A 26419-nucleotide genomic window follows, 5' to 3' on the forward strand; every position below is an offset into this window, starting at 1 on the left:
ACAAGCGGTCGACAGAAGGGGTGAAGGCGCGCCCGCGGCAACGCGGGCGCGCTTTCTTTTTGGGGCTCGCGGCAGGCGGCGTGCCCGCCGTGCGCTCAGATCTTCAGGTGCGCGAGCACCTTCGGCGCGATCACTGCGACGAGCGCCGCGCACAGCGCGACGACCGACAGGCCGACCGTCAGGTTCGCGGTTTGCGCGACCGCGCCGATTACGACCGGACCGAACAGCAGTCCGAAGTACGCGAGCCCGGCCACGTGCGCGAGACCTTCGGCCGCGTGGATGCCTTTCACGCGCGCGGCGGCGGCGAACAGCACGGGCATCATGTTCGCGAGGCCGAGGCCCATCAGGGTGAAGCCCGTCAGCACGGCGATCGGGTTCGGCAGCAGCAGCGCGCCGATCATCCCGGCGCACGCGAGCGACGCGCTCGCGAACACGAGCTGCGGCGCGCCGAACCGGGCGCGCACCGCGTCGCCCGCGAAACGCGCGATCGCCATTCCGCCGGAGAACGCCGCATACGCGGCGCTTGCGAGCGCGGGGCTCGCCGCGACCACGTCGCGCATGTAGACCGTCGCCCAGTCGTACATCGCGCCTTCGGCGATCAGCGCAACCAAGGCGATGCCGCCGAGCATCCACAGCGCGGCCGAGCGCCAGCGGTTGCCGCCGCCGTGCGCGTGCTCATGATGCGGGACGTGCGGGAGCACGGCCGGGCTCGCGGCCAGCAGCACCGCCGCGTTGATGGCTGCCGCGAGCGCGAGATGCACCGCCGGCGCCATGCCGGCCGACAGCAGCGCGCCGCCGACCGCCGCCCCCGACATCCCGCCGATGCTGAACATCCCGTGCAGCGACGACATGATCGGCTTGCCGAGCGCGATCTCGACCGCGCTCGCCTCGGCGTTCATCGCGACGTCGAGCGTCGCCATCGAGAAGCCGAACAGCGCGAGCACGACGAGCAGCATCCAGTAGTCGGGCACGACGAGGATCAGCGCCGCGCACGCGGACATCACGAGCCCGCCGCCGAGGCACGCGGTGCGCGAGCCGACCCGCGCGATCCAGCGCGCGATCGTCAGCATCGCGGCGATCGAGCCGCCCGCGACCGCGAACAGCGCGATCGACAGCAGCCCGGGGCTCAACGCGAACTTGTCGCGTACGGTCGGCACATGCACGCCCCACGACGCGTACATCATGCCGGCGACGAAGAACAGCGCCATCGTGGCCGTGCGTGCGCGCTGGCGGACCGGCAAGGCCAGCGTGCGATGCATGTCGGGCGGCGCGGCGAAGTCGGACGAGGATCGGGAGGAAGATTCGGACATGGAACACGCTTGAATGGACGATGCGCGGGCGCGTCGCGCCCATCGGATTTGTCCGATTCTATCGAATCGCTTACGGTCTTGCCGGCGCGCTGGCTGTCTGGTCGATCGCCGCCCACGCTGCCTGCGCTGCCTGCGCTGCCTGCGCTGCCTGCGCTGCCTGCGCCACCTGCGCCACCTGCGCCACCTGCGCCACCTGCGCCACCCAAGCCACCCAAGCCACCCAAGCCACCCAAGCCACCCAAGCCACCCAAGCCACCCAAGCCACCTGCGCGGGCCGCATCAGCCATCCGGCCAATGTCCAGCCGGCCGCCGCCGCGGGTAACATCGATGCGCAGGCGGCGTGTCCGAAGCTGCCCGTGCTGCGCGCCTTCGCCATCCTTGCCCGCCCAGTCCTTCCGATCGCAGGAGTCACCGTGAACATCGATCCCGCCCTTGCCCTGCACCTGCTGCACCGCTGCGCACTCGGCACGCTCGCGACCCACGCGCGCGACCCGCAAGGTTTTCCGTATCCGACGGTCGTGCCGTTCGCACCCGATGCGAATCATCGGCCCGTGATCCTCGTGAGCGGCCTCGCCGAACACACGCGCAACCTCGCCGCCGATCCGCGCGCGGGCTTTCTCGTCGTCGATGCTCCGGGCGGCGACGTGCTGAACGCCGAGCGCGCGACGCTGCTCGGCCGCTTCGTGCCGCTCGGCGACGATCCGCATGTCGCCGCGCGCTACACGCACTACGAGCCCGACGCCGCGCGCTACCTCGCGCTCGGCGATTTCGCGTTCTGGGCGCTCGACATCGAGCGGCTACGCTATATCGGCGGGTTCGGCCGGATGGGCTGGGTGGACGGCACGGGCCTCGATGCGCTGCCGCCGCTCGGGTTCGACGACGAGCGGGCATTGTGGGACGCATACGACTCGAGCGGCGCGCGCCGCGACGGGCTCGACCTGCTCGGCGTCGACCGCCACGGCGCCGACTGGCGCTGCGACGGCCGCCGCGTGCGCACGCCATTCGATCCGCTGCCGGGCGACGCCAGCGCGTTGCGCGAGCGGTTGATGGCATGCGCGGAGGATGTGACGTGACGCCGCGGATGCCGCTTCGTCTGTATGGCGAATAGCACCATACGATTTACACAAACCTGTCGCGGGATGAAAGCTTTGATTTTCCCACATGCAGGGTAATTGCGTATGTTGATAGGCCTATTACCGGAATCGGTAATGTCCTAATCTCTATGCAAGCGCATGAAAATTTGAGAAAAGGCCGTTGCCGGTCAAAATGACATGCGTGAATTACAATTGGTCTCGGGATTTTCGTGAATCCCGCTTCTATCAAATCTTTTTTGTGCTAATCTCTGCCTTCGAAAATCCGAGGCACAAATATTCCATGAATGGTGAGCTGGCTCAGACCGGCGCCATTAGTCATATAGAAAGGGAAACTATGTCTTCTTACAAGGACCTGCTGGCCCAGCGGGAGAAGCTGGAGAAGCAAATCGAAGAAGCGAAGTCGCGCGAATACGCCGAAGTGCTGAATGACGTGAAGCAGAAAATTGCCGACTACGGCTTTTCGCTCGCCGAACTCGGCCTCAACCGCGCGAAGGCAGGCAAGGTCGGTCGCCCGCGCGCAGGCGTGGCAGCCAAGTACCGCGATCCGGAAACGGGCGCGACGTGGTCGGGCCGCGGCAAGCCGCCGCGCTGGATCGCCGGCAAGAACCGCGAACAGTTCACGATTTAAACGTCCGTTTAAGTCGTCGCCTCAAAAAGAGCCGCGTGTCCGTCCAGGAGCGCGGCTTTTTGTATTGTGGCATCGGAGTGGTTGCGCGTTGTCATGAAAATGTCAGAAACGGCGCGTGAATGAAAATGCGACCCGTTCGCATAAGCGACTGATTTAAATGGAAAATTTCGTGTTACTCGAATGCCGCGCGGGCGCCGTTTGATAGAATTCCGTATCCCAACCGATATCTCGTATTTCATGTCCACGTTTTCTGGCGACGCGCAAAGCGCGGATAAGCACACGGTCGCGCGCAAGAGCACCCTCGTCAGTATTGTGCTGAATGTGGTGCTTGCAACGTTTCAGATCGCCGTGGGTGTGGTTGCGCATTCGCAGGCATTGATTGCCGATGGCGTGCATTCGATTTCCGATTTGATCTCGGATTTTGTCGTACTGGTTGCGAATCGCCACAGTGGTGCATCGCCGGATGCCGATCACAATTACGGACACAGCCGCTACGAGACGGTCGCATCGCTGTTCCTCGGCGCGATCCTGATCGCGGTCGGCATCGGCATGCTCTGGCGCGCCGGCAACCGTCTCGTGAACCTCGAGAACATCCCGGCCGTCCATTTCTCCGCACTGATCGTCGCGCTGACCGTGCTCGTGTCGAAAGAGGCGCTGTTCCGCTACATGCTGCGCGAGGCGCGGCGCGTGCGGTCGGCGATGCTCGTCGCGAACGCGTGGCATGCGCGCTCGGACGCCGCATCGTCGCTCGTCGTGGCGATCGGCATCATCGGCAGCCTCGCCGGCGTGCGGCTGCTCGACCCGATCGCCGCCGCGATCGTCGGCTTCATGGTCGCGCGCATGGGCTGGACGTTCGGCTATGACGCGTTGCAGGACCTGTCGGATCGCGCACTCGACACCTCCGCTTCGGCCGAGATCCGCGCGCTGCTCGTGGCCACGCCGGGCGTGCGCGACGTGCACGACCTGCGCACGCGCAAGATGGGCGATGCGGCGCTCGTCGACGCGCACATCCTCGTCGATCCGATGATCTCCGTATCCGAAGGGCACTACATCGCGGAAACCGCGCGGGCACGCGTACTGCGCGACCCGCGCGTGCTCGACGCGCTGATCCACGTCGACCCGGAGAACGACGCGGCGCGCCGTCCGGCGCTCGCGCTGCCGCCGCGCGCCGAGATCGCGACGCGGCTCGAGGCCGCGCTCGCGCAGCGCGGGCTGCGTCCGGCCGCGATCAACCTGCACTACCTGAGTACGGGGCTCGAGATCGACGTGACGCTGGACGCCGGCACAGGCGATACCGATGCGGCCTTGGCCGGCCGGCTCGATGTCGACGGGCTCAAGCGCCAGTTCGGAGCGCGCCGGATCGGTTTCACGCGCGGGCTGCCCGCGCAGCCGTGAGCGGCGCAGGCGGCCGCGGGCCGCGCGTTACAGCGGCAACTGCGTGTCGAACTTGATTTCGCGCAGCACGACGCTCGTGCGCACCTGCGACACCGCCGGGATCTTGAAGATCCGTTCGTGCAGGAAGACGTCGTAGGCCTTGATGTCGGGCGCGACGATCTTGAGGATGTAATCGGCTTCGCCCGTCGTGCTGTAGCACTCGGTGACTTCCGGGCAGGTCGCGATTTCGCGCTCGAACTGCTCGACGCCGCCTTCGTTGTGGCGGGTCAGGTGCACGTGCGCGAGCGCACATACGTGCAGGCCGAGCTTCTCGCGATCGAGCAGCGCGGTGTAGCGCTGGATCACGCCGGACTGTTCCATGTCCTTGATGCGGCGCCAGCACGGCGTGCTCGACAGGCCGACCTGGTCGGAGATTTCCTGTACGGAACGGCGCGCGTCGAGCTGCAACAGGCGAAGGATTTTTTGCGAAAAGGAATCGAGCGTCACCTGTGCCTCCATGCGGCAGCTACAACATGCTCAATGTTAGAGGGCCGGGAAAGGAAAGGCAATCTGGCGGCGTGCCGCTGAGCGAGATTCTCTAATTTGCGCGCGGATCCGTGGGATTTTGTCCCGCCCCCGCCTGTTCCGACCGGTCGGTATCGGCCACCGCGAGGCCCGCCAGCGCCGCCTGCTGACGGCGCAGGTCGGCGAGCATGTTGCAGAACAGCGTGCCTTGCTCGATCGCGTCGTCGAGCGCGACGTGCGTGTGCGGATGATCGTCGAACCAGTGCTTCGGGAAGCGCGGCTTGATCGCCTTGCGGTACGGCAGGCCCGTCATCGCGAACGCGAGCGTCTTGATGTCGAGCGCCGACCACGAGAACGGGCAGCGTCCGGTGAAGCGCATCATGTACCAGAACATGAACGTGAAATCGAAGCCGGCCGGCATCGCGACGAACACGGGCTTGCCCGGCAGCGCCTCGACCCACTCGACGTACGCGACGAGCGCGGCCTCGGGCGCCTGCAGGTCGCGCCGGCACGCGGCCCACGCTTGCGGTTCGGTCTTCCACCACGCTTCCTGCACCGGATGGGCCTGGGCGCCGGGCAGCGTCTCGAGGTTCGCGGAGAACGTCGCGATCAGCTGCTTGTCCTCGGTATAGGCGGCCGACGCGAAGCTCAGCATCGAGTGCGGGCCGGGAATCGGGCCGTCGGCCTCGACGTCGGTGCTGACGTAGATTTCGGGAATGGCGGTCTGGTTCATCCGAACACCTTGTCGGACACGAACGGATTCGTGCGGCGCTCGTCGCCGAAGGTCGACACCGGGCCGTGGCCCGGCACGAACGTGACGTCGTCGCCGAGCGGCCACAGCTTCTCCTTGATCGAGCGCACGAGGTCCGCATGGTTGCCGCGCGGGAAATCGGTGCGGCCGATCGAGCCGGCGAACAGCACGTCGCCGACGATCGCGACGCGATGCGCGCGGCTGAAGAACACGACGTGGCCGGGCGTGTGGCCCGGGCAGTGATAGACCTCGAGCGTCTCGTCGCCGACCTGCACGGTGTCGCCATCGTTCAGCCAGTGGTCCGGCTCGAACGTTTCGGCGGCCGGGAAGCCGAAGCGCTGGCTCTGCATCGGCAGTTGCTCGATCCAGAAGCGCTCGTCTTCCTGCGGCCCGACGATCGGCACGCCGTAGTGCGTCGCGAGCGCCTTCGCGCCCCCGCAGTGATCGATGTGGCCGTGCGTGAGCAGCACCTTCTCGACCTGCACGTTCTGCCGCGCGATCTCCTGTTCGATCCGTTCGAGATCGCCCCCCGGATCGACGACGGCGGCGCGGCCGGTCTTTTCGCAGACGACGAGCGAGCAGTTCTGCTGGAACGGCGTGACCGGAATGAGCGTGACTTTCATGGAGGCACCGGCGGCTAAAAGGAGCGATTGTACCGGTCGCGCGCGCTGCCTGCCGGCCCTGCGGTGCAGCGTCGGACGCGCTCGTCCGGGCAATCCCCGAGCATGCCGATTGTTACCGCCATAGTGAGAATCAATGGTCCGGGCGGGGGCCTTTTCGAGATGACCTTTTGATTTATGTATAATGCGGCCCATTGCGCGTGAATTTCACGCAATTCGCTGGTGTTTCGGCCCCGTTAAATGAGGGCGTCGGATTCACCGTCAAGCATCGACCGCCGGGGAGTCCGGCGGTGTATCCAGCACCGAGCATTCGGTGCTCACGTCTTGTCCGGCCGGGTGCTGCGCGCCCGTCTGCGGCCTTGCTGCCGCGCCGCCGGATGAGGCCTGTGCCGCCGTTCCTGTGCGTTGGCTGTACGCGACGCGCGCGAACGTGAAAGCCATGTTCGATGGCGGCATGTGGGGTCTGGTCAGGCTGCCGGGGACAGGTTGCGCCAGACGTGAAAACTAATCAGGACGGTTGCGGCAGAGACGAAAGCCGCGCCCATGCTAGCCGCCTGCTCGCATCCGAGCGGGGCGTGCCCGCATTTGCCGTCCGGGCCGTGTATCCGCGTTGTTGAGCAGCGTTGTATCGGTGCGGCCCGAACCACAAGGCGACACGTCGATGAATTTTCGTTTTCCGACTCGATTCGGGACCATTGCATTATTTTTTGCGCTGACGGGCTGTGCGGTGCCATCCAGCCAGACCACCGGCAGCGCCAACCAGAAGAACGCGGTCAGCAAGACGGCCGCGGCCGCCAAGGCGGACGACGACAAGCAGCAACTGAGTTTCGATTCCGCGCTGGCGTCGATGCCGGCTGCCGACAGCAAGGACGCGAAGAAGTCGTCGCTGGCGGACGCCGAGCCGATCGACGGCAAGGACGTGTCCGACTTCCGCCAGACGGGCCGGGCATCGTGGTATGGCCGGGATTTCCACGGCCGCCGCACCGCGAACGGTGAGCGCTTCAACATGAACGCGCTGACCGCCGCGCACCGCACGCTGCCGCTGTCCTCGTACATCAAGGTGACGAACTCGTCGACCGGCAAGTGGGTCGTCGTGAAGGTCAACGATCGCGGGCCGTACAAGCGTGGCCGCGTGCTCGACCTGTCGTATGCCGCCGCCCGGATGATCGGCCTCGTGCATTCCGGCACGGGTCGCGTGAAGATCGAAGGGCTGTCGCCGCAGGAAGCGCGCGAGGCACGCGACGAAATGTTCGCGTCGCTCTCGTCGAAGTAACGCGGCGGTTCGTCCGCTCATGCAAAAAGGGCTGCCTTCGGGCAGCCCTTTTGCGTTTTCGCGGGCCGGGCGGCGGGTGCCGCCCGCGCTCGCCGTCAGCCTTCCTTCAGCACGAGTGCGCGCGCATACAGCGTGTTGCGCGACGCGCCCGTCAGCGCGGCCGCGAGCTTCGCCGCGCTCTTCACCGGTACTTCTTCCAGCAGCAGTTTGAGCAGCGCGTCGTGCGCGGTGTCGTCGGCTTCGCCGACGTCGGCCGGCGCGCCTTCGACGACCAGCACGAACTCGCCGCGCTGCCGGTTCGCATCGCCGTCGAGCCAGCTCTGTCCTTCGGCCAGGGTGCCCTGGAACAGCTGCTCGTGTAGCTTGGTGAGTTCGCGCGCGATCAGCAGCCGGCGCGCGGGGCCGAACGCGTCGGCGAGTGCGGCGACGGTGTCGGTGATCCGGTGCGGCGCTTCGTAGAACACCAGCGCGTACGGGTGCCGCGCGAGCGCCTGCAGCGCGTTCGCGCGCTGCTTCGCCTTCGGCGGCAGGAAGCCCGCGAAGGTGAACGCGCCGGCCCAGTCGCCCGCCACGCTCAGCGCGGTCACGGCCGCGCTCGCGCCCGGCAGCGGAATCACCGCGAAGCCGGCCGCGCGCACGGCGTCGACGAGCCGCGCGCCGGGGTCCGAAATGCCGGGCGTGCCGGCGTCCGACACGTATGCGACGCGTTCGCCGGCGCGCAGCAGCTCGATCACGCGCAGCGCCGCTTCGCGTTCGTTGTGCTCGTGCACGGCGACGAGCGGTTTCGAGATCCCGTAGCGGGCCAGCAGCTGGCCCGTGTTGCGGGTGTCTTCGGCCGCGATGCGGTCGGCGAGGCCGAGCACGTGCAGCGCGCGCAGCGTGATGTCGGCGGTGTTGCCGATCGGCGTCGCGACCACGTAGAGCGCGGCGTCCGGGTAGTGCTGTGTTTGCGCGAGTTCGAGGAGGGCAGTCATGGCAGGCAATGCGCGCAATCGCGGCGCAAGCGGAACAAGGACGGCATTGTGCCACGCGGCGCCGGCCGCGCCGGGCAGCGGGCGCGGTTTGCCGCCCGGCGGCGGCAACTTTTCCGGCGCGGCGGGATCCAGATCGGTCGGCGCGACGTTCGAGCAGCGCGCGCGGCAGTTCCTTGAACGCCGCGGTCTCGCGTTCGTCGCGGCCAACGTGACGATGCGCGGCGGCGAGCTCGATCTCGTGATGCGCACGGCCGACGGCACGCTCGTGTTCGTCGAGGTGCGCGCGCGGCGCAGCACTCGGCACGGTGGTGCGGCCGCGAGTGTCGGCTGGCGCAAGCGGCGGCGTCTGGTTGCGGCCGCGCTCCATTTCTGGGTGCGGCACGGCGCGGGTGCCGCGTGCCGTTTCGACGTCGTCGCGTTCGAAGCCGGCCGGCTCGAGTGGCTGCGTGACGCATTTCGTGCCGACGATGTGTAGCCGCGAGCTGTGACGAGATGTAAAGAGTTCTTGCCATACCCCTGGAGATGGTGCCGGAGTGCGGTAAACTCGCCGCACCCATGACGTTGCGTGCTGCGTGCCACGCGCCCAGTTCACCAGGAATCGATGTCAGTCGAACGTATTCAGCAACATTTTCGCGACAGTGCCGCGCTTCACGCCGAAGCGGCCGATGCGCTGTCGCTGCCGATCGCAGCCGCGGTCGACGCGATGTTCGCCGCGCTGGCGAATGGCAACAAGATCGTTGCATGTGGTGACGGCCTGTCGGCCGCCGCCGCGCACTACCTCGCCGTGTCGCTCGTCGGCGGCTTCGAGCGCGAGCGTCCGGGCCTGCCCGCGATTGCGCTGGCCACCGATGCGTCGCAGGGCGGCCTCACCGGGGCAGCCGCGGCCGATCAGCTGTTCGCGCAGCAGGTGCGCGTGCTCGGGCAGACCGGCGACATCCTGCTGGTGCTCGACGCGAGCGGCGCGTCGCCGCGCGTGCTGGCCGCGATCGACGAGGCGCACGAGCGCGAGATGACCGTCGTCGCGCTGACGGGCGGTGACGGCCACGCCGTCGCGGCCGCGCTGTCCGATACCGATATTCCAATCAGCGTGCCTGCCTCGCGTGCGGCGCACGTCCACGAAGTCCATCTGCTGACCATCCACTGCCTGTGCGACGGCATCGACGCGATGCTGCTGGGTGAGGATTGAACGAAGGAGAGCCGTCGATGAATCAAAGCCGCGTCAAACAGACGCTCGTCAGAACCACGTTGCTCGCCGCGCTGACGGCGGGCCTCGCGATGTCGCTGCAGGGCTGCGTGCTCGGCGTGCTGGGTGCGGCGGCCGGCGGCGGCGCGCTGATCGCGACCGATCGCCGTACGCTCGGCGCGCAGACCGAGGATCGCGAGATCCAGGTCAAGTCGCTCACGCAGATCAACAACGGGCTGCCGGACCAGTCGCACGTGAACGTCACGGTGTTCAACCGCCGCGTGCTGCTGACGGGCGAAGTGCCGAACGACGCATCGAAGCAGCGCGCCGAGGAAATCGTGCGCGGCATCAACAACGTGAGCGCGATCGTCAACGAGCTGTCGGTCGAGCCGGCATCGTCGCTGTCGTCGCGCGCGAACGACTCGTACCTCGAAGGGCGCGTGAAATCCGAGCTGATCGCGACGAAGGGGCTGTCGGCGAACTACTACAAGGTCGTCAGCGAGCGCGGCAACATCTACCTGCTGGGTCTCGTGACGGTCGACGAAGGCAATCGCGGCGCGGATGCGGCGAGCCAGGTGCCGGGCGTCGAGAAGGTCGTGAAGGTGTTCCAGTACATCAAGCCGCAGGACGCGCAGGCGCTGCAGGCGGCGTCGCCGAGCACTGCGTCCGGCGCGCAGGCCGCCGCCGCGCCCGCGGATGCCGCGACGGTCGGGGCGGTGCCCGATGCATCGGTGCAGTCCACTCCGCTGCAACCGCCCGCGCCGATCTCGAATTCATCGAGCGTGCATCCGGGCAACCCGAAGGCAACGCCGCAATGAAGTCGACGCAGATGACGATCAGGCAATGGATCGTGCAGGGCGCCGCGGCCGCGGCGCTCGCGGCCGGTGCGCTCGGCACGGCGCACGCGGACGTCGGCGACGGCCTGAAGGTCGCGCGCAGCAATGCATGCATGGGCTGCCACGCTGTGGACCGCAAGCTCGTCGGCCCGTCGTTCAAGGACATCGCCGCGCGCTACAAGTCCGATCCGCAGGCTGTTGCGAAGCTGTCGAAGAAGGTGAAGGACGGCGGCTCCGGCGTCTGGGGCGCGATTCCGATGCCGGCGCACCCGCGTCTGAGCGACGCGGATCTGCGTTCCGTGGTCGATTGGGTGCTGGCCGGCGCGCCGTCGAAGTGACCCGGCGGGGGTAAGGCAAGCCCTATTGCCAAGCGCGGAAATGCCTGTGTATGATGGTTGTCTGATGGGGCGGTAGCTCAGCTGGGAGAGCGTCGCGTTCGCAATGCGAAGGTCGGGAGTTCGATCCTCCTCCGCTCCACCAAGAATTTCGAAGGGCTCGGTCGCAAGACCGAGCCCTTTTTGTTTTCCGGCATGCCGCGCGTAACGCCGGTGCCTCGTGTATCGCTTTTGACGCGGCCCGTTCCTATTCGGCTGCGTCGCAATCGTGCGCCGGCACGGCCAGCCCGTGCCTCGTCGCGTGGTAGTGCCGTCGCGCCTTCGCGACGTTTCCGCAGGTTGCCATGTCGCACCACTTGCGACGCCCGGTCTTTGAACCGTCGATGAACAGCCACGCGCAATTCGGCCCCACGCACATCCGGAGCCGGCCGTCCGGTATCGCTTCGAGAAGCTTCACGGCGTCGAGCGCAATCCGATCGGCGGGCAGGTGCAGGTCCGCGTCGGCGCGCGTATCCGGCGCGTAGCCGAATGCCACTCGTCCGGCCGTCGCGACCAGCCGCTGCTGACGTGCTGGCCGGACCTGGACGGCCCGCTCGTCGACGATCGCGACGCATGCCAGGTCGGCGAGCGCGACGCCGAAACCGCCGAGTTCGAGGCTGCCTACGGCGATATCGTCCACACGGCGATCACACGCACGACGATCCAGCAGTTGCTCGCGCGCGGGCCTGCCGCGGTCGCTGGCGAACTCGTCGACTGGCTGCACAGACGCGCGCTTCGGCGGGGGTGGTTGCACGTCGATCTCGACGTGCTCGATCAGTCGCAACTTCCTGCCGTGGATTCGCCGGGCTCGCCGGGGCTGGAATTCGATGGGCTCGATGCGTTGCTCGGGCCGCTCGTCGCGTCCGCCGCCTCGACCAACAACGCGAACTTTGCGGCAAAGATGCTCGGGTACGATCGCAAGACGTTCGGGCAGATGCTGCATGTGCTGAAGCCGGCAAACGGCTTGGGACCAGCCGACAATCTTATCTTTCACGACAGCGGAGACGTCGAGTTCAAAGGCGTAATTCTGGACAACATTCACGACTATGCACCCTGACTCTCCGGCGCCTTCCGAAAACATCCTCGCATACGCGACGTTCATTATTTCGTCGGAGGACGTGCACCCGGACACGTGGACCGCCTTTTTCGGCGTCTTCCCGAGTCGAACGATCACGCGAGGAAAGCCCTATCTGCTACCGTCGGGACGCCTCGGTTCCCGGCCCGGAAAGCTCAACCTTTGGGCGTTGGAAAGCAAACCTGCTGTTCATAGCGATCGATTGGAGTCGCATCTTCGGTACCTGATCGACCGCCTCTCGTTGCCCCGCGACGATCTCCGTGAGCGCGTCGAACGGGCTGGCGCGCGCATGCGATTCTTCTGCTACTGGGACAATGAGACGGGAAATCGTGTGCCTTATGTGTCGGAGGCCACGCGCACGCTCATTGGATCGATCGGGGCCGTGCTCGAAATCGATGAATACCGATAACGTGGATGAGTTCGGCGCAAAGCGAAGCGCAATGCAATGCAATGCATGGCGCATGTGCCGCCGAGCCGGCGACCGGCTCGCGCGGTTTGCGCATGAGGCCGGCTGCAGCCGCCATCACCCGCGCCCGAAACTCGGCCGCTTCGGATCGTACGTCCACCCCGGCACCAGATACCGCATCGCCATCGCATCATCGCGCGCCGTACCGCCCACCTCCCGGTACAGCGCGTGCGCGGCCTCGACCTGCGCCATGTCGAGCTCGATCCCGAGCCCCGGCCGCTCGGGCACGGCCACCTGGCCGCCGACGATCTCGAGCGGCTCGCGCGTGAGCCGCGCGTCGCCTTCCTGCCAGATCCAGTGCGTGTCGATCGCGGTGATCGTGCCGGGCGCCGCCGCGGCCGCATGGGTGAACATCGCGAGCGACACGTCGAAGTGGTTGTTCGAGTGGGAACCCCACGTGAGCCCCCAGTCGCGGCACAGCTGCGCGAGCCGCACCGAACCCTGCATCGTCCAGAAGTGCGGATCGGCGAGCGGGATGTCGACCGCCTGCAGCCGCACCGCGTGATCCATCTGCCGCCAGTCGGTCGCGATCATGTTGGTCGCGGTCGGGATGCCGGTCGCCCGCCGGAACTCGGCCATCACCTCGCGGCCCGAGTAGCCGGCTTCCGGCCCGCACGGGTCCTCCGCATACGCGAGCAGGTGGCCTTGCCCGCGGCACAGCGCGACCGCTTCGTCGAGCGACCACGCGCCGTTCGGGTCGAGCGTCGCGCGGGCGTCCGGAAAGCGCGCCTTGATCGCCGCGATCGCTTCCATCTCGTCCGCGCCGGCCATCACGCCGCCCTTCAACTTGAAATCGACGAAGCCGTAGCGTTCGACCGCGGCCTCGGCCTGCTGCGCGATCGCGGCCGGCGTGAGCGCGGCTTCGTTGCGCAGGCGGAACCACGGATCGGTTGCCTGCGTCTCGTCGCGATACGGCAGGTCGGTGCGGCGCCGCTCGCCGATGTAGAACAGGTACGCGAGCATCGGCACCGCGTCGCGCTGCTGGCCTTCGCCGAGCAACGCGGCGACCGGCACGTCGAGATGCTGGCCGAGCAGGTCCAGCAGCGCGGCCTCGATCGCGGTGATCACGTTGTCGAGCCGCAGGTTGATTTCGTGCGGCTGGCGCAGCACGGCAGCCTCGCCGGCCGACGTCACTTCGTGCTGGATCGTGCGGCCGGCGCCCGCCCCCGCGCCGGACAGCGCCGCGCGCACCGCATTGAGCGTCGCTTGGTAACGCCCGATCGACTGGCCGACCACGAGGTCGGTCATCCGTTCGAGCGCTTGACGGATGCCTTCGCCGCCGGGCACTTCGCCGACGCCCGTGTGGCCGCTGCTGTCGTCGAGGATCACGAGGTTGCGCGTGAAATACGGCGCGTGCGCGCCGCACAGGTTCAGCAGCATGCTGTCGCGGCCGGCGACGGGGATCACCTGCATGCGCGTGACGCGCGGCGTGCCGGCACGGCGGGATTCGGACATCGGTTCGCTCCTGGTTCCGGTGATGCACGGGCCGCCAGACGCGCCGGCGCGGCCCGCGCCGTTCAGTTCAGTTCAGCTCGACGCGGCGAATTTCGCCGACGACGAACAGGTAGCAGATCACGGCGACGAGCGCGTGGGCGACGACATACACCAGCGCGCCGTTGAACGAGCCGCTGCGGTCGACGATATAGCCGATCGCGATCGGCGTCGTGATGCTGGAAAGATTGCCGCAGGTATTGAGCAGCGCGCCGCTCAGGCCGGCGATCTGGCGCGGCGCGGTGTCGGCGTTGACGGCCCAGCCGAGCGCGCCGAGGCCCTTGCCGAAGAACGACAGCGCCATGAACAGCACGACGAGCACGTGCGAGTCGGTGTAGTTGCAGACGATCATCGACATCGACAGCAGCATGCCGATCACGATCGGCACCTTGCGCGCGACCGACAGCGAGCGGCCCCGCTTGAGCAGTGCGTCGGACACGATGCCGCCGAGAATCCCGCCGAGGAACCCGCACACGGCCGGGATCGACGCGACCAGCCCCGCGTTGAGGATCGACATCCCGCGCGCCTGCACGAGATAGACGGGAAACCACGTGATGAAGAAGTAGGTGAGCGCGTTGATGCAGTACTGCGCGACGTACACGCCGACGAGCATCCGGTTTCTCAGCAGCGCCTTCACGTGACGCATCGACGGGCCGCCGTCGCGCGCGCCGGTCGCCTGGTCGATGTTGACGAGCGCACCGCCTTCGGTGAGGTAGTCGAGCTCCGCATCGTTGACGCGCGGGTGCGCCTTGGGGTCATACATCGTGCGATTCCACACCAGCACGAACGCGAAGCCGAGTACGCCCATCACCGCGAACACCGACTGCCAGCCGAATGCATGCACGAGCCAGCCCATCAGCGGCGCGAACACGACAGTCGCCGCGTACTGCGCGGCGTTGAAGATCGCCGATGCGGTGCCGCGTTCCGCGGCCGGGAACCAGGTGGACACGATCCGGCTGTTGGCCGGGAACGACGGCGCCTCGGCCGCACCGACCAGGAAGCGCAACCCGAACAGCAGTGCGAACGCGGCCGCACCGCTGAAGAAGCCGATGCCGCCTTGCAGCAGCGTGAACAGGGACCAGAAGAAGATGCTGAACGCATAGACGATGCGCGATCCGAAGCGGTCGAGCAGCCAGCCGCCCGGCAGTTGCGCGATCACGTACGACCAGCCGAACGCCGAGAAGATGAAGCCCATCTGCACATGGCTCAGGTGCATGGCGCGGGAGAGCGCCGGGCCCGCGATGGCGATCGCCGCGCGATCCGCATAGTTGATCGTCGTGACCGCGAACAGCACGGTCAGCACGAGCCAGCGCACGCGGGTGCGCCGGGCCGTTGCCGACACGGATGCCGGCAATGCGTGAAGCGGATTCATGACTGTCTCCTCCGAAGGGCGGAAGGTGCCGTCGTGCGGCTGCGCGTCGAGTGCGCGCGTTTTTTCGTGGTGGTATTGCCGGCCGGAGACCGGGCGCCGCCCCGAGACGGGGCGTCCGGATCATTCTGTCATGGCGAAATTTGCGCTTTCATGCCAATTGCTGACTTGATCGATTCATGAATTGAATCGATCGGTCGCGCGTCGAGATATGTTTTTACCCGGATAATATTGACATTCAATTTATACCCGGATAAAAATAGCGTCATTCTGATTCCAGCCTGCGGGCGACCACGATGACACTCTCCACGCTCCTTCCTTCGTACACGGCCTTCGACGGCCACCGGCGGCTCATGTCGGGGCCGCTCGCGACGGTCGCGCTTGCGGTCCGGCAGGCTGCCGGCGACGCAACGCCCGGCACGATCCTGATCTTCGACGACGCGACCGGCCGCGCGATCGACCTCGACCTGCGTGGCACGGCGGACGAGATCCGCGCGCGATACGCGGCGGCGCCAGCCGATGCGTCCGCACCCGCGGGCGAGCCGTCAGGCGCGGACGAACCACGCGCTCGCGGTCGGCCGAAGCTCGGCGTCGTGTCGCGCGAAGTCACGTTGCTGCCGCGTCACTGGGACTGGCTCGCCACGCAGCCGGGCGGCGCGTCGGTCGCGCTGCGCAAGCTCGTCGAGGACGCGCGGCGCACGCATGCGGCGGCCGACCGGCGTCGCGACGCGCAGGCGCGTGCGTACCACTTCATGTCCGCGATCGCGGGCGACCTGCCGGGTTTCGAGGAAGCCGCGCGTGCGCTGTATGCGAACGACCTCGCGCGGCTGGCCGAGCTGATCGCCGGCTGGCCGGACGACGTGCGCGACCATGCGTTCGCGCTGGCGCGCGGCGATCTGCCGCCGTCGACCGAAGACTGCTGACGGCGCGCCGATGCGATGACCGTATTCGACCTGAACCGGGGTGCGATCGCGCCGGTCGCCGACGAAGTCGACGTCGTCGGGCTGCGCGTGACCGGCACGATCCCGCCCGAACTCGACGGCACGCTGCTGCGCAACGGCCCGAATCCGCCGGGCGGCCGCTTCGACGGGAACGACGTACTGTCGTGGTGGCCGGAAGCGGCGATGCTGCATGCGATCGCATTCGAAAACGGCCGCGCGGCCGGCTACCGGAACCGCTGGGCGCGCACGCAGCGCTGGGCCGCGGTGCATGCACCCGCGCAGGCGCCGCACCTGCCCGACGCCAATCCGAACGTGAACGTGCTGCAGCACGCGGGCGAATTGCTGGCGCTGGCCGAAGGCGGCGCGCCGCTCGCGATCACGGCCGCGCTCGACACGCTCGGCGCGCCCGCGCGGCACGCGGCGCTCGGCGGCGCGATGACCGCGCATCCGAAGGTCGATCCGGTGACGGGCGAGCTGATCCTGTTTCGCGCGGACTGGCGCGAACCGTGGCTGCGCTATGGTGTCGCGGACGCGCACGGCGTGCAGCGCGTCGACCTCGCCGTCGACGTGCGCGCGCCGTCGATGATGCACGACCTCGCGATCACCGAAACCCGCAGCCTGCTGCTCGACCTGAATGTCGGCTACGACTTCGCGATGCTGAAGCAGGGGCACCGGATGCCGCTGCGCTGGCACGACGACCGTGATGCACGGATCGGCGTGATCCCGCGCCACGGCGGCGACGTGCGCTGGTTCGGCATCGAGCCGTGCTTCATCCAGCACGTCGTGAACGCGTACGACTGCGACGCGTCGTGCATTCTGCTCGATGTGGTTCGCTATCCATGGTTCCTGCGGCTCGACGCGCGCACCGGCCGCTTTGCCGACAACCCGGTCGGCGAGCTGTGGCGCTACGTGATCGATACCGCGAACGGGCTGGTCGACGAAGGGCCGCTTGCCGACGGCGGCATCGAGCTGCCGCGCATCAACGAAAGCAGGACGGGGCGCTGCTACCGCTATCTGTATGCGGTCGAGCAGCCGAACAACGCGGAAATGCGCGGCGTGATGCGCTTCGACCACGTGCGCGGCACGACGACGCGTTACGCGGTGCCGGCCGGCGACCAGAACGGCGAGCCGGTGTTCGTGCAGCGCCCGGGCGGTACCGACGAAGACGACGGCTGGCTGCTGGTGGTGGTCTACCGCGCGGCGACGGATACGAGCGACGTCGTGATCCTCGATGCCCGCGCGATCGATGCGGCGCCGGTCGCGACGGTGCACCTGCCGCGTCGCGTGCCCGCCGGGTTCCACGGCGCGTGGGTGCCGCGCGGGCGCCGGGCGTGAGCGGCCGCGCGCGTCACCGCGCGCGCAGCGCGTCGACGATGTTCAGCCGCGCTGCGCGCATCGCCGGCAGGAATCCGCCGACGAGGCCCATCACCAGCGAGAACAGCAGCGTCTTCACGACGATCGCGGGCGTCAGCACGAAACGGAACGACAGGTCGGAGAAGGTCTGGAAGTTGGTCGTCGAGAACGACGCGAACTCCATCAGCGACGCGCACGCGAGCCCCGCGACGCCGCCGACGAAGCCGAGCAGCAGCGCTTCCAGCAGGAACGCGGCGAGCACGTTCATGCGCTTGAAGCCGAGCGCGCGCAGCGTGCCGATCTCGGCGGTGCGGTTCGCGACCGATGCGTACATCGTGATCATCGCGCCGATCATCGCGGCGATCGAGAAGATCGTCGACAGCGTGATGCCGAGGATGTTGATGAACCTCGACAGCGCCTTCGACTGGTCGCCGTAGAAAGTCTGCTCGCGCTTTGCCTCGTCGGTCAGCCGCGGGTCGACGTCGATATCGGCCTTGAAGCGCGCGAAGCCGTCGGCGCTCGGGATGCGCAGCACCATCGACGAGTAGCTCGTGCGCCGGAACGACTGCATCAGCTGGTCGACGTCGCCCCAGATCTCCGAATCGAAGCCGCTGCCGCCGGCGTCGAACACGCCGACCACGGTCCAGTCGCGCTGCGCGAAATGCAGGCTGTCGCCGAGCTGCGTGCCGCTGAAGCCTTTCGCGATCGCGCTGCCGACGACGATCTCCGACGAACCCGGCGCGAACGTGCGGCCGGCCACGAGCTTCACGTGCGGCCGCAGCGCGAGGCCGGCCGGCGACACGCCGCGGATCACGACGTTCGACGGCTTGCCGGTCGACGTCTTCACGAGCGAGATCAGCACGACGGCTTCCTTCGATACCCTTGGCCGGCCGTCGGGACCGAGCGCGACGGCCGGATGCATCTCGAGCGCGTTGGCCTGCTGGTGGTCGATCGAACTCTGGATCTCGGTTTCGGCGCCCTTGCGGATCACCACGGCGTTGTCGGGTTCGCCGGTCGACACGAGCGTCTTCGTGAGCCCCGCATCGAGCATCTGCACCGTCGCGAACACGAAGATCACGAGCGCCATCCCGCCTGCGGTGAGCGCGGTGGTGAGCCGCCGGGTCCACAGGTTGCGCGCGATGTAGGTCAACGGAATCGCCATGAGCGCGCCTAGCCGATCGCCCGCAGGCCTTCGACCACGCGCACGCGCGCGGCCTGCCACGCCGGCACGAGCGCGGCCGCGATGCCGACCGCGACCGAGCATGCGGCCTGCAGCGCCATCGTCTCGGTCGATACCTTGAACACCGGGAAGATGCCGCCCGCGGCCTGCTTGAAAAGGCTCGCGGCCGGCGGCGTCGCGAGTATCCCGAGCCCCCCGCCGGCCACCGCGATCACCACCGATTCGCCGAACACGATCAGCGCGAGAAAGCCGGGGCCGAAGCCGAGCGCCTTCAGCGTCGCGTATTCGGCGGTCCGTTCGCGCGCGCTCATCGCCATCGCGTTCGCCATCACGGCCATGATGATCAGGATCACCACGTACGACACGAGGCGGATCGCGGCGATGATCTGGTTCGACATCGCGACGAAGCCGAGCTGGAATGCCTGCTCGGTCTCGGTCAGCGTTTCGGCGAGCGAGTTCTTGAATACCGCGTCGACGTTGCGCGCGATCGCGGCGCCGTCGTCCGGACTGGCGACGCCGAGCACGAACACGCCGACCTGGTCGGCCTGCTTCGGCGTGCGCTTGCGCACCGTCTCGTTCAGGTAGTCCCAGTGGAACACCAGCTGGCGCGTGATCGTCGAGTCGTCGCGGCCGTCGAGAATGCCGCGCACGACGAAGTCCCACGTGCCCGGATAGATCGTGCCCTTCAGCGGGATCACGTCGCCGACCTTGAAGCCGAACTGCGTCGCGAGCTGGCGCCCGACCAGGCAGCCGCGGCGGTCGCGGTCATAGTCGGCGCGCTGCTGCGCGGGCAGGAGGAATTCCGGATACAGGTCGAGATAGTTTTCCGATACCGCGAAGCTCGCGAAGAAGTTCTTCGGGTCGCGGTACACGCCGCCGAACCAGTTCGAGCGAACCACGGCCGTCACGCCGTCGACGCCGCGGATCCGGTTCTCGTAGCTGACCGGCAGCGGGAACACGAGCGAGATCGCGTTGCGCGTGACGAGCCGGCCGCTCGACGCGGCGGCCGCGCCCGCGTACCACGCGTCGACCACGGTGTGCAGCAGCCCGAACGCCAGCACCGCGATGGTCAGCCCGAGCACGGTCAACAGCGTGCGCAGCCGGTGCCGCAGCGTATTGCGCGCGATCAGCTTCAGCACGTACATCGCGCGCGCTCCCGTCCGTCAGACGGCGTGCCCATCGATCAGCTCCCCTTTTTCCAGATGCACGAGCGACTGCGCGGCGCCGGCCGCGTGCGCATCGTGGGTCACCATGATGATCGTCTTGCCGAGCTCGGCGTTCATCCGTTGCAGCATCGTGAGCACGTCGCTGGCGGACGCGCGGTCGAGGTCGCCGGTCGGCTCGTCGGCGACGATCAGCACCGGATCGGTGATCAACGCGCGCGCGATCGCGACGCGCTGCTGCTGGCCGCCCGACAGCTCGGACGGGTAATGACTGGTCCGGTCGCCGAGGTTCACCATGTCGAGCACCAGCTCGACGCGCTCGCGCCGTTCGCGGCGCGACAGGTGCGTGAGCATCAGCGGCAGCTCGACGTTCTCGAACGCGGTGAGCACGGGCATCAGGTTGTAGAACTGGAAGATGAAGCCGACGTTCGCCGCGCGCCATTCGGCCAGCTGCGCTTCCTCGAGCCGCGAGATGTCGAGGCCGCCGACGCGCAGCTCGCCGCTGTCCGGCCGGTCGATGCCGGCGACGAGATTGAGCAGCGTGCTCTTGCCGGAACCCGACGGCCCCATCAGCGCGACGAAGTCGCCTTCGCCGATGTCGAGCGTGATGTCGGTCAGCACCGGCACGACCTGGTTGCCGCGCCGGTACGACTTCGCGACGTGGTTGATCTCGACGAGGGGAGGCGAGGCGTCGTTCACGCGTGCCACGCTACTTCTTCGCGACGGTCACTTTCGCGCCGTCCTTCAGCGTCGCGCCCGGCGCGAGCACGACCGTATCGCCGGGCTTCACGCCGCGGATCGCGACGAGTTCGCCGATCCGCGTGCCGGTCGTCACCGCCGTTGCGTGCACGGTATCGTCCTTCACGACGAACACGACCGGCCGGCCGTCGCGCTCGACCACGGCGCTCGCCTGCACGGCCGTCACCGGCTGCCGGTCCTGCGGCGACGCGGGCTTCGACAGGAACGCGATCTTCGCGCTCATGTCGGGCAGCACCCGCTCGTCGCGGTCGACGAAGCGCACCTTCACGAGCACCGTCGCCTTCGAGCGGTCGACGGTCGGCACGATGCGCGACACGCGGCCCGCGAAGCGCATGTCGGGCAGCGCGTCCAGCTGGATCTCGCACGGCTGCTCCGCGCGGATCCTCGCGATGTTCGATTCCGCGACGTCGGCCTCGACCTCGAGCGTGTCCATGTCGGCGATCGTCACGACGGCGCCCTTGCTGTCCGACGCCGACGAGAACGGCGTGATGTTGTCGCCGACGTTCGCGTGCTTCGCGAGCACGATGCCGTCGAACGGTGCGCGGATCACCGTCTGGTCGACCGCGACCTGCGCGGCCTGCGCGTTCGCTTCGGCGGACGCGATCGCGGCCTGATCGCTGCCGAGCGTCGCGCGCGCCTTGTTCGCGCGGGCCGTGTCGGTGTCGAGCTGGGCGGCCGGCACCGCGCCCTTCGGGGCGAGCACGGCGCTGCGGCGCAGCGCGATCTGCGCGTCCTTCAGTTCCGCCTGCGCGACGCCGAGGTTCGCGCGGGAGACCAGCACCTGCGCGCGGGCCTGTGCCAGCGAGGCTTCCACGTCGCGGCTTTCGAGCCGCGCGATGATCTCGCCTTTCTTCACGCGCGTGCCTTCGAGCACGCCGAGCCATTCGACGCGCCCCTGGCCCTTCGACGCGACCGCGGCCTTGCGCTGCGGCACGACGTAGCCGGTCGCATTGAGCTGGGTGTCGTTCTGGTACGGGTAGGCGGACGTGACGGAGGTCGTGTCGACTGTCGGGCGGCCGGTGAGCGCGAGCACGGCGACGATCGCGAGGAGCACGAGCACGGCGGCGACCGCATAGCGGACCCACCGGCGCCGACGGGGCACGGGCGCGATCGGACGCCGGTCGATTTTCAGTTTGTCCAGATTGTGGTCGGGCAATTTGGGCGCCTCGCGACGGCGGCGGTAGCGTGACCGGCCGCGCTCCGGTTGGGACGGAAGGACGCCAGTATAGCGTCGCGGCGGCGGGCGCGAGAGCCGGTTTGTCGGACAATTGACGCCGGTCGCGGCGGCGCGTCGGGTGGGCCGCAAGCCCGTACGTCGGGGGAAACCCGAGGGTTGGGTGCAGCATGTCAACTCGCGGTGCGGGCGGTGCGTTATGGAGCCAGTGCGTCAGTATTTGCCGAGGCGAAGAGGCGAGAGCCGACCCGCCCGGCGGCGACCGGTAACCCGGCGCGGCTGATGTCCCGATGCGGATGCCTCGCATCTCTTACCGGTACGTTTGACTTTTTCTCCGCTAAAGGAAGAACAATGAAGAAGACGCTCGCTTCGATCATGACCGCAGCATTCGCTCTCGCATCGGTTTCGGCATTCGCACAGGCGTCCGCGCCGGCAGCCGACATGTCGGCTTCCGCACCGGCACCGATGAAGAAGGATCACACCAAGCCGAAGCATGCGCTGAAGCAGCACGGTTCGGCAAAGGGCAAGGCGAAGGCCGCAGCCGCTTCGGCAGCCGGCACGAACGACGCAGGCGCAGCAAACTAAGCGCGCTTCGTCGGGGCCGGCCTAGCCGGCCGCCCGTCGAGAAACCCCGCATGCTCCGGCCTGCGGGGTTTTTTTTCAGCCGTCCGCCGCGTCCGCCGCATCCGGCGCGCCGGGCGGCAGCGCGCGCATCGCGTCGACCACCGCGCGCATGCGCCGCCAGTGCGACCCTTCCCAGAACACGCGCCGGCACACGTCGCACGCGGCAAAGCGCCGGTGCCGCTGGCGGACACCGGGCGGCACGCGCGGCGCGGCGTCCGCCGCATCGAGCGCGTGCAGCGGCGCGTTGCAGCGCAGGCACAGCCGGAACGGCCGCATGTGCGGCGCGAGGTCGAGCCGCGCGAACAGCTCGTGCAGCTGCGCGTCCGGCTGCTGCGCGTGCAGGTAGCAGCCGCGTACGACCGCGCGGCGCTTCAGCAGCTCGCGGTCGCGGGTCAGCACGATCCGGCCTTCGCGCGCGGCGAGCGCGACGAGTTCGTCGTCGCGGTAGTGGTTGTCGTAGCAGGTGTCGAAGCCGGCGAGGCGCAGCAGCTGCGCGAGGCCGCCGAGATGCGCATCGGCGATGAAGCGCCAGCGCTCGGGTTGCGGCAGCGCCGATTCGGGGGCCGGCCGCGCGCGTTCCGGATGGATGTCGACACGGTCGCCGTCGCCAAGCGGCCGGTCGAGGGCGGCCGGCGCGCCGTTCACGCAGAGCCGGCCGATTTCCGTATGCGGGACGCCGAGCGCTTCGACCGCATGCTTGACCGTCGCATCGCGCGCAAACGCGTGCGCGAACGCGCGCTCGCGCTGCGCGCGTGCGAGAAACGCGTTCAGTTCGCCGTGGAAGCGGAAGGTCGCGGTCGCCATGCGCGCAGTATCGCACCGCGCGCGGCCGGTGGCGGGGGGCTGCAGGCCGCCGCCATCTGTGTTTAACTCCCCGCTTCACGGGTCGAAGGAGCGGGAAATGGATCTTGGATTTATCGGACTGGGCGAAATGGGGCAGGCGATCGCGACGAACCTGCTGAAGGCCGGGCACGCCGTGCGGGTCTGGAACCGGTCGCGCGAGCGCGCCGAGCCGCTCGCCGCGTTGGGCGCGCAGATCGTCGCTACCCCGGCCGATGCGTTTCGCGGCGATGCCGTGTTCTCGATGCTCGCCGACGATGCGGCCGCGCGCGACGTATTCGACGACGCACTGCTCGCCGAGGCGCCGCGCGGCCTGATCCACGTGAACATGGCGACGGTGTCGGTCGCGCTCGCCGAAACGCTCGCGCACGCTCACGCGTCGCGCGGCCTCCAGTACGTCGCCGCGCCGGTGATGGGGCGCCCGGACGTCGCGGCCGCCGCGCGCCTGACGATCATGGCCGGCGGCCCGGCCGAGGCGATCGACCGCGTGCAGCCGCTGTTCGACGCGATCGGCCAGAAGACCTGGCGGTTCGGCTCGCTGCCGCAGCATGCGAACGTCGCGAAGATCGCGGCGAATTTCACGCTGGCGTCGGCGATCGAGACGCTCGGCGAGGCGTCCGCGCTGCTCGGCGCGCACGGCGTCGCGATGCGCGATTTCCTCGACGTGATCACGAACAGCGTGTTTCCGGGGCCGGTCTACGAAGGCTACGGCGGGATGATCGCCGAGCGCAGCTACGAACCCGCGCGTTTCAAGGCGCGCCTCGGGCTGAAGGACGTGCGGCTCGCGCTGCAGGCCGGCGACGCGGCGTCGGTGCCGCTGCCGGTGGCGAGCGTCGTGCGCGACAGCCTGCTCGATGCGCTCGCGCACGGCGGCGGCGAACAGGACTTCGCGGTGCTCGGCGAAGTCGCGCTGCGCCGCGCGGGCCGCTGAGCCGACGCGGGACAGCAACGCCGCGCACGCGGCATAATCGACATTTCATTTCTCTTTCGGTCGGGGCGGTCATGAACCTGCATACGTGGTGGCTTTTCGTGGCGACGGTGTTCGTCGTGTCGGCGATTCCGGGTCCGAACATGCTGCTCGTGATGACGCATGGCGCGCGGCACGGGCTGCGCCGCTCGTCGGCGACGATGGCCGGCTGCCTGAGCGCGCTGGTGCTGATGCTGGCGGTGTCCGCGGCGGGGCTCGGGGCGGTCCTCGAGGCATGGCCGGCGATGTTCGATGGATTGCGCCTGGCGGGCGCGGCCTATCTGATCTATCTCGGCGTGAAGGCGTGGCGCGCACGCGTCGACGACGAGCCGGCCGGCGACGTCGAGGCCGTTTCGCAGGGCGCGTCGGCATCGCGCTGGACGCTGTTCCGCAATGGTTTCCTGGTCGCGGGCAGCAACCCGAAGGCGATCCTGTTCGCGGCCGCGCTGCTGCCGCAGTTCATCAACGCCGCCGAGCCGACGCTGCCGCAATTCGGCATCCTCGTCGTCACGTTCGCGGTGATCGAGGTGAGCTGGTATCTCGTCTACGCGTCGTTCGGCACGCGCATCGGCGCGACGTTGAAGAGCCAGAGCGTCGCGAAGGTCTTCAACCGGCTGACGGGCGGCATCTTCGTCGGCTTCGGCGCGATGATGGCGCTGGTCCGCCACTGATTTCGGCCGCGCGGCCCGCCGCACGCCCCGCACCTCGTCAGAGGGCGGGGCGTTTTCACATCCGGGCCCGCATCACGCGGGCGGCCGCACGGTGACGCCGCTGCGGCGCCCGGCCGACACGCCGAACGCGGCGGCCGCGCCCGCGAACGCGAAGCCCACGCCGCACACGGCACTCCACCCGCCCCACGCCCACGCGCTGCCCGCGAGTGCCGCGCCCAGCGCCCCGCCGACGAAGAACAGCCCGACGAACAGCCCGTTCAGACGCCCGCGCGCGGCCGGGTTCAGCAGATTGATTTCCCTGCGGCCGATCGTCTGGTCGACGATCACGCCTGCATCGAGCAACGCCGCGCCGCTGGCCAGCAGCGCCAGCGCGGCGTCGCGATGCGCGTGCGCATCGAAGCCGAACCAGCCGGCGCCGGCGACGCCGAGCACGGTGAGCGCCGCGAGCATCGTCACATGCGCGATGCGCTGCGCGGCCGGGCCATGGCCGCGATCGCCGGCGCGGCCGGCCAGCGGCGTGACGATCGCGCCGCTCGCGCCGGCGAATGCGAACAGCGCGATCCCGTGCAGGTCGAGGCCGAACGGCGGCTGCGCGAGCCGCAGCCCGACGGCGGTCCAGAACGCGCTGAACGCGGCCATCGCGAGCGCGGCCGACAGCGCATGCCGGCGCAGCACCGGTTCGTCGGCCAGCAGGCGGCCCATCGATGCGAGCAGCGCGCGATAGCTGGCCGTCACCGGCGGCACGCGCGGCGGCAAGCGCAGCGCGAGCACCGCCGCGATCGCCGCGTTCGCGAGCGCGGCCAGCGCGTAGAACGCGCGCCAGCCGGCCGTGCCCGCGATCAGGCTCGCGAGCGGCCGCGACAGCAGGATGCCGAGCATCAGCCCGCTCATCACGTTGCCGACCGCGCGCCCGCGCTGCGCTTCGGGCGCCATCGACGCGGCCATCGGCACCAGCATCTGGATCACGCTCGACGCGGCGCCGGCGGCCAGCGTCGCGAGCAGGAACACGGTGCCGGACCGCGTGAATGCCGGCAGCGCGAGCGCGGCCGCGCATGCGACGAGCGTCGCGACGATCAGGCGGCGGTTCTCGAGCAGGTCGACGAGCGGCACCAGCAGCACGAGGCCGGCCGCGTAGCCGAGCTGCGGCAGCATCGCGACGAGGCCCGTGAGGCCGGGCGGCAGCCGCAGGTCGGCGCTGATCGGGCCGGTCAGCGGCTGCGCGGCGAACAGGTCCATCACGATCACGCCGACCGTCGCGGCGAAGAAGAGCGTCATGCCCGCGCTCAGCGCGGGCGGTGCGCCGAGCGCGGGGCGACCGGCGGCAGGGCGGGAGTCGGCAGGACAGTTCATCGGAAACCTGGGGCGTTGATCGAAGGAATCCCCATCGTAGGCGGTCGATGTTTA

The 26419-nt window shown here is 68.6% G+C and carries 29 protein-coding genes, 1 tRNA gene and 1 pseudogene; 16 read left to right on the forward strand and 15 right to left on the reverse strand.

Annotation, left to right across the window (positions count from 1 at the left end):
* Positions 1–95 precede the first annotated feature (95 nt).
* Positions 96–1310 carry an MFS transporter gene (locus tag ACVK00_RS27650; RefSeq protein ID WP_284899059.1) on the reverse strand — a complete coding sequence of 405 codons (1215 nt, stop codon included), beginning with the start codon at positions 1308–1310 and terminating at the stop codon, positions 96–98.
* 70 nt (positions 1311–1380) lie between these two features.
* Positions 1381–1686, reverse strand: coding sequence for a hypothetical protein (locus ACVK00_RS27655; RefSeq protein ID WP_354122894.1), 306 nt, complete (start codon positions 1684–1686; stop codon positions 1381–1383).
* Between the two features lie 37 nt (positions 1687–1723).
* Here ACVK00_RS27655 and ACVK00_RS27660 point away from each other — a divergent pair, with 37 nt between their 5' ends.
* The 3 genes from ACVK00_RS27660 (at position 1724) to ACVK00_RS27670 (ending at position 4427) form a co-directional block, all read left to right on the forward strand.
* On the forward strand, positions 1724–2383 hold the full coding sequence (locus ACVK00_RS27660) for a HugZ family pyridoxamine 5'-phosphate oxidase (RefSeq protein WP_284899056.1): 660 nt from the start codon (positions 1724–1726) through the stop codon (positions 2381–2383).
* 355 nt (positions 2384–2738) lie between these two features.
* A complete protein-coding gene (locus tag ACVK00_RS27665) occupies positions 2739–3032 on the forward strand; it encodes an H-NS histone family protein (protein ID WP_011655705.1) in 294 nt (97 codons plus the stop codon).
* Between the two features lie 237 nt (positions 3033–3269).
* The gene (locus tag ACVK00_RS27670; protein WP_284899053.1) at positions 3270–4427 is read left to right on the forward strand and encodes a cation diffusion facilitator family transporter; all 1158 of its coding nucleotides are present in this window, start codon (positions 3270–3272) and stop codon (positions 4425–4427) included.
* A 27-nt stretch (positions 4428–4454) separates the two neighbouring features.
* Here ACVK00_RS27670 and ACVK00_RS27675 read toward each other — a convergent pair whose 3' ends face one another.
* From ACVK00_RS27675 to ACVK00_RS27685, 3 genes are all read right to left on the reverse strand, one after another.
* On the reverse strand, positions 4455–4925 hold the full coding sequence (locus tag ACVK00_RS27675; protein WP_006477376.1) for an Lrp/AsnC family transcriptional regulator: 471 nt from the start codon (positions 4923–4925) through the stop codon (positions 4455–4457).
* Positions 4926–5004: 79 nt separating this feature from the next.
* Positions 5005–5664 (reverse strand): 3'-5' exonuclease family protein, encoded by a 660-nt coding sequence (locus ACVK00_RS27680; RefSeq protein ID WP_006760444.1) that lies wholly within the window; start codon positions 5662–5664, stop codon positions 5005–5007.
* The gene (locus ACVK00_RS27685) at positions 5661–6305 is read right to left on the reverse strand and encodes an MBL fold metallo-hydrolase (RefSeq protein WP_166723902.1); all 645 of its coding nucleotides are present in this window, start codon (positions 6303–6305) and stop codon (positions 5661–5663) included. The genes ACVK00_RS27680 and ACVK00_RS27685 overlap by 4 nt, the downstream gene beginning before the upstream one ends.
* Positions 6306–6963: 658 nt before the next feature.
* On the opposite strand from ACVK00_RS27685, the gene ACVK00_RS27690 reads away from it, so the two are divergent.
* The gene (locus ACVK00_RS27690) at positions 6964–7575 is read left to right on the forward strand and encodes a septal ring lytic transglycosylase RlpA family protein (RefSeq protein WP_229050480.1); all 612 of its coding nucleotides are present in this window, start codon (positions 6964–6966) and stop codon (positions 7573–7575) included.
* A gap of 95 nt (positions 7576–7670) precedes the next feature.
* Here the strand turns inward: ACVK00_RS27690 and rsmI are convergent, their stop codons facing one another.
* Positions 7671–8549, reverse strand: a complete 879-nt coding sequence (gene rsmI, locus ACVK00_RS27695; protein ID WP_228906495.1) for a 16S rRNA (cytidine(1402)-2'-O)-methyltransferase — start codon at positions 8547–8549, stop codon at positions 7671–7673.
* A 46-nt stretch (positions 8550–8595) separates the two neighbouring features.
* Between rsmI and ACVK00_RS27700 the strand changes: the two genes are divergently transcribed.
* From ACVK00_RS27700 to ACVK00_RS27720, 5 genes are all read left to right on the forward strand, one after another.
* A complete protein-coding gene (locus ACVK00_RS27700; protein ID WP_228907593.1) occupies positions 8596–9024 on the forward strand; it encodes a YraN family protein in 429 nt (142 codons plus the stop codon).
* Between the two features lie 126 nt (positions 9025–9150).
* Positions 9151–9735 (forward strand): SIS domain-containing protein, encoded by a 585-nt coding sequence (locus ACVK00_RS27705; protein WP_105832030.1) that lies wholly within the window; start codon positions 9151–9153, stop codon positions 9733–9735.
* Positions 9736–9752: 17 nt separating this feature from the next.
* Complete coding sequence (locus ACVK00_RS27710) at positions 9753–10550, forward strand: BON domain-containing protein (RefSeq protein WP_166723906.1); 798 nt, start codon at positions 9753–9755, stop codon at positions 10548–10550.
* Positions 10547–10906, forward strand: coding sequence for a c-type cytochrome (locus ACVK00_RS27715; RefSeq protein WP_228906497.1), 360 nt, complete (start codon positions 10547–10549; stop codon positions 10904–10906). Before ACVK00_RS27710 ends, ACVK00_RS27715 begins: the two co-directional genes overlap by 4 nt.
* A 66-nt stretch (positions 10907–10972) precedes the next feature.
* Positions 10973–11048: transfer RNA gene (locus ACVK00_RS27720), tRNA-Ala, on the forward strand.
* Positions 11049–11150: 102 nt separating this feature from the next.
* Here the strand turns inward: ACVK00_RS27720 and ACVK00_RS27725 are convergent.
* The gene (locus ACVK00_RS27725; protein WP_284899284.1) at positions 11151–11666 is read right to left on the reverse strand and encodes a CGNR zinc finger domain-containing protein; all 516 of its coding nucleotides are present in this window, start codon (positions 11664–11666) and stop codon (positions 11151–11153) included.
* Between ACVK00_RS27725 and ACVK00_RS27730 the strand changes: the two are divergent.
* A pseudogene (locus ACVK00_RS27730) lies at positions 11553–11999 on the forward strand (hypothetical protein); the annotation flags it as partial. The gene ACVK00_RS27725 and the pseudogene ACVK00_RS27730 sit on opposite strands and share 114 nt — an antisense overlap.
* The gene (locus ACVK00_RS27735; protein ID WP_284899028.1) at positions 11989–12426 is read left to right on the forward strand and encodes a DUF4279 domain-containing protein; all 438 of its coding nucleotides are present in this window, start codon (positions 11989–11991) and stop codon (positions 12424–12426) included. The pseudogene ACVK00_RS27730 and the gene ACVK00_RS27735, both read left to right, overlap by 11 nt.
* A gap of 114 nt (positions 12427–12540) precedes the next feature.
* Here the strand turns inward: ACVK00_RS27735 and ACVK00_RS27740 are convergent, their stop codons facing one another.
* Positions 12541–13938: an enolase C-terminal domain-like protein gene (locus ACVK00_RS27740; protein WP_284899026.1), complete on the reverse strand. Its 1398-nt coding sequence runs from the start codon at positions 13936–13938 to the stop codon at positions 12541–12543.
* A gap of 67 nt (positions 13939–14005) precedes the next feature.
* Complete coding sequence (locus ACVK00_RS27745; RefSeq protein WP_284899024.1) at positions 14006–15346, reverse strand: MFS transporter; 1341 nt, start codon at positions 15344–15346, stop codon at positions 14006–14008.
* Positions 15347–15639: 293 nt separating this feature from the next.
* On the opposite strand from ACVK00_RS27745, the gene ACVK00_RS27750 reads away from it, so the two are divergent.
* On the forward strand, positions 15640–16266 hold the full coding sequence (locus ACVK00_RS27750; RefSeq protein WP_284899021.1) for a DUF2239 family protein: 627 nt from the start codon (positions 15640–15642) through the stop codon (positions 16264–16266).
* Between the two features lie 15 nt (positions 16267–16281).
* Entirely contained in the window at positions 16282–17619 is a 1338-nt protein-coding gene (locus ACVK00_RS27755) for a carotenoid oxygenase family protein (protein WP_228906508.1), read from the forward strand.
* 13 nt (positions 17620–17632) lie between these two features.
* Here ACVK00_RS27755 and ACVK00_RS27760 read toward each other — a convergent pair whose 3' ends face one another.
* Genes ACVK00_RS27760 through ACVK00_RS27775 form a run of 4 tightly spaced genes read right to left on the reverse strand, consistent with a single transcriptional unit; the run spans position 17633 to position 21895 of the window.
* A complete protein-coding gene (locus ACVK00_RS27760; RefSeq protein ID WP_284899018.1) occupies positions 17633–18799 on the reverse strand; it encodes an ABC transporter permease in 1167 nt (388 codons plus the stop codon).
* 8 nt (positions 18800–18807) lie between these two features.
* On the reverse strand, positions 18808–19962 hold the full coding sequence (locus ACVK00_RS27765; protein WP_284899012.1) for an ABC transporter permease: 1155 nt from the start codon (positions 19960–19962) through the stop codon (positions 18808–18810).
* Between the two features lie 18 nt (positions 19963–19980).
* Positions 19981–20679 (reverse strand): ABC transporter ATP-binding protein, encoded by a 699-nt coding sequence (locus ACVK00_RS27770; RefSeq protein WP_284899009.1) that lies wholly within the window; start codon positions 20677–20679, stop codon positions 19981–19983.
* Positions 20680–20689: 10 nt separating this feature from the next.
* Entirely contained in the window at positions 20690–21895 is a 1206-nt protein-coding gene (locus ACVK00_RS27775; RefSeq protein WP_284899006.1) for an efflux RND transporter periplasmic adaptor subunit, read from the reverse strand.
* A 369-nt stretch (positions 21896–22264) separates the two neighbouring features.
* Here ACVK00_RS27775 and ACVK00_RS27780 point away from each other — a divergent pair, with 369 nt between their 5' ends.
* Entirely contained in the window at positions 22265–22498 is a 234-nt protein-coding gene (locus ACVK00_RS27780) for a hypothetical protein (RefSeq protein WP_228906519.1), read from the forward strand.
* A gap of 75 nt (positions 22499–22573) precedes the next feature.
* On the opposite strand, the gene ACVK00_RS27785 is transcribed toward ACVK00_RS27780, so the two are convergent.
* Positions 22574–23341: a Mut7-C ubiquitin/RNAse domain-containing protein gene (locus tag ACVK00_RS27785; protein WP_228906521.1), complete on the reverse strand. Its 768-nt coding sequence runs from the start codon at positions 23339–23341 to the stop codon at positions 22574–22576.
* Here ACVK00_RS27785 and ACVK00_RS27790 point away from each other — a divergent pair.
* Both ACVK00_RS27790 and ACVK00_RS27795 read left to right on the forward strand, forming a co-directional pair.
* Complete coding sequence (locus tag ACVK00_RS27790) at positions 23340–24308, forward strand: NAD(P)-dependent oxidoreductase (RefSeq protein WP_284899003.1); 969 nt, start codon at positions 23340–23342, stop codon at positions 24306–24308. The genes ACVK00_RS27785 and ACVK00_RS27790 overlap by 2 nt on opposite strands.
* A gap of 71 nt (positions 24309–24379) precedes the next feature.
* Positions 24380–25015 (forward strand): LysE family translocator, encoded by a 636-nt coding sequence (locus ACVK00_RS27795; protein WP_284899002.1) that lies wholly within the window; start codon positions 24380–24382, stop codon positions 25013–25015.
* A 72-nt stretch (positions 25016–25087) separates the two neighbouring features.
* On the opposite strand, the gene ACVK00_RS27800 is transcribed toward ACVK00_RS27795, so the two are convergent.
* Positions 25088–26365 (reverse strand): MFS transporter, encoded by a 1278-nt coding sequence (locus tag ACVK00_RS27800; RefSeq protein ID WP_284899001.1) that lies wholly within the window; start codon positions 26363–26365, stop codon positions 25088–25090.
* Positions 26366–26419: the final 54 nt, after the last annotated feature.

The sequence above is a fragment of the Burkholderia sp. PvR073 genome, from assembly GCF_054055695.1.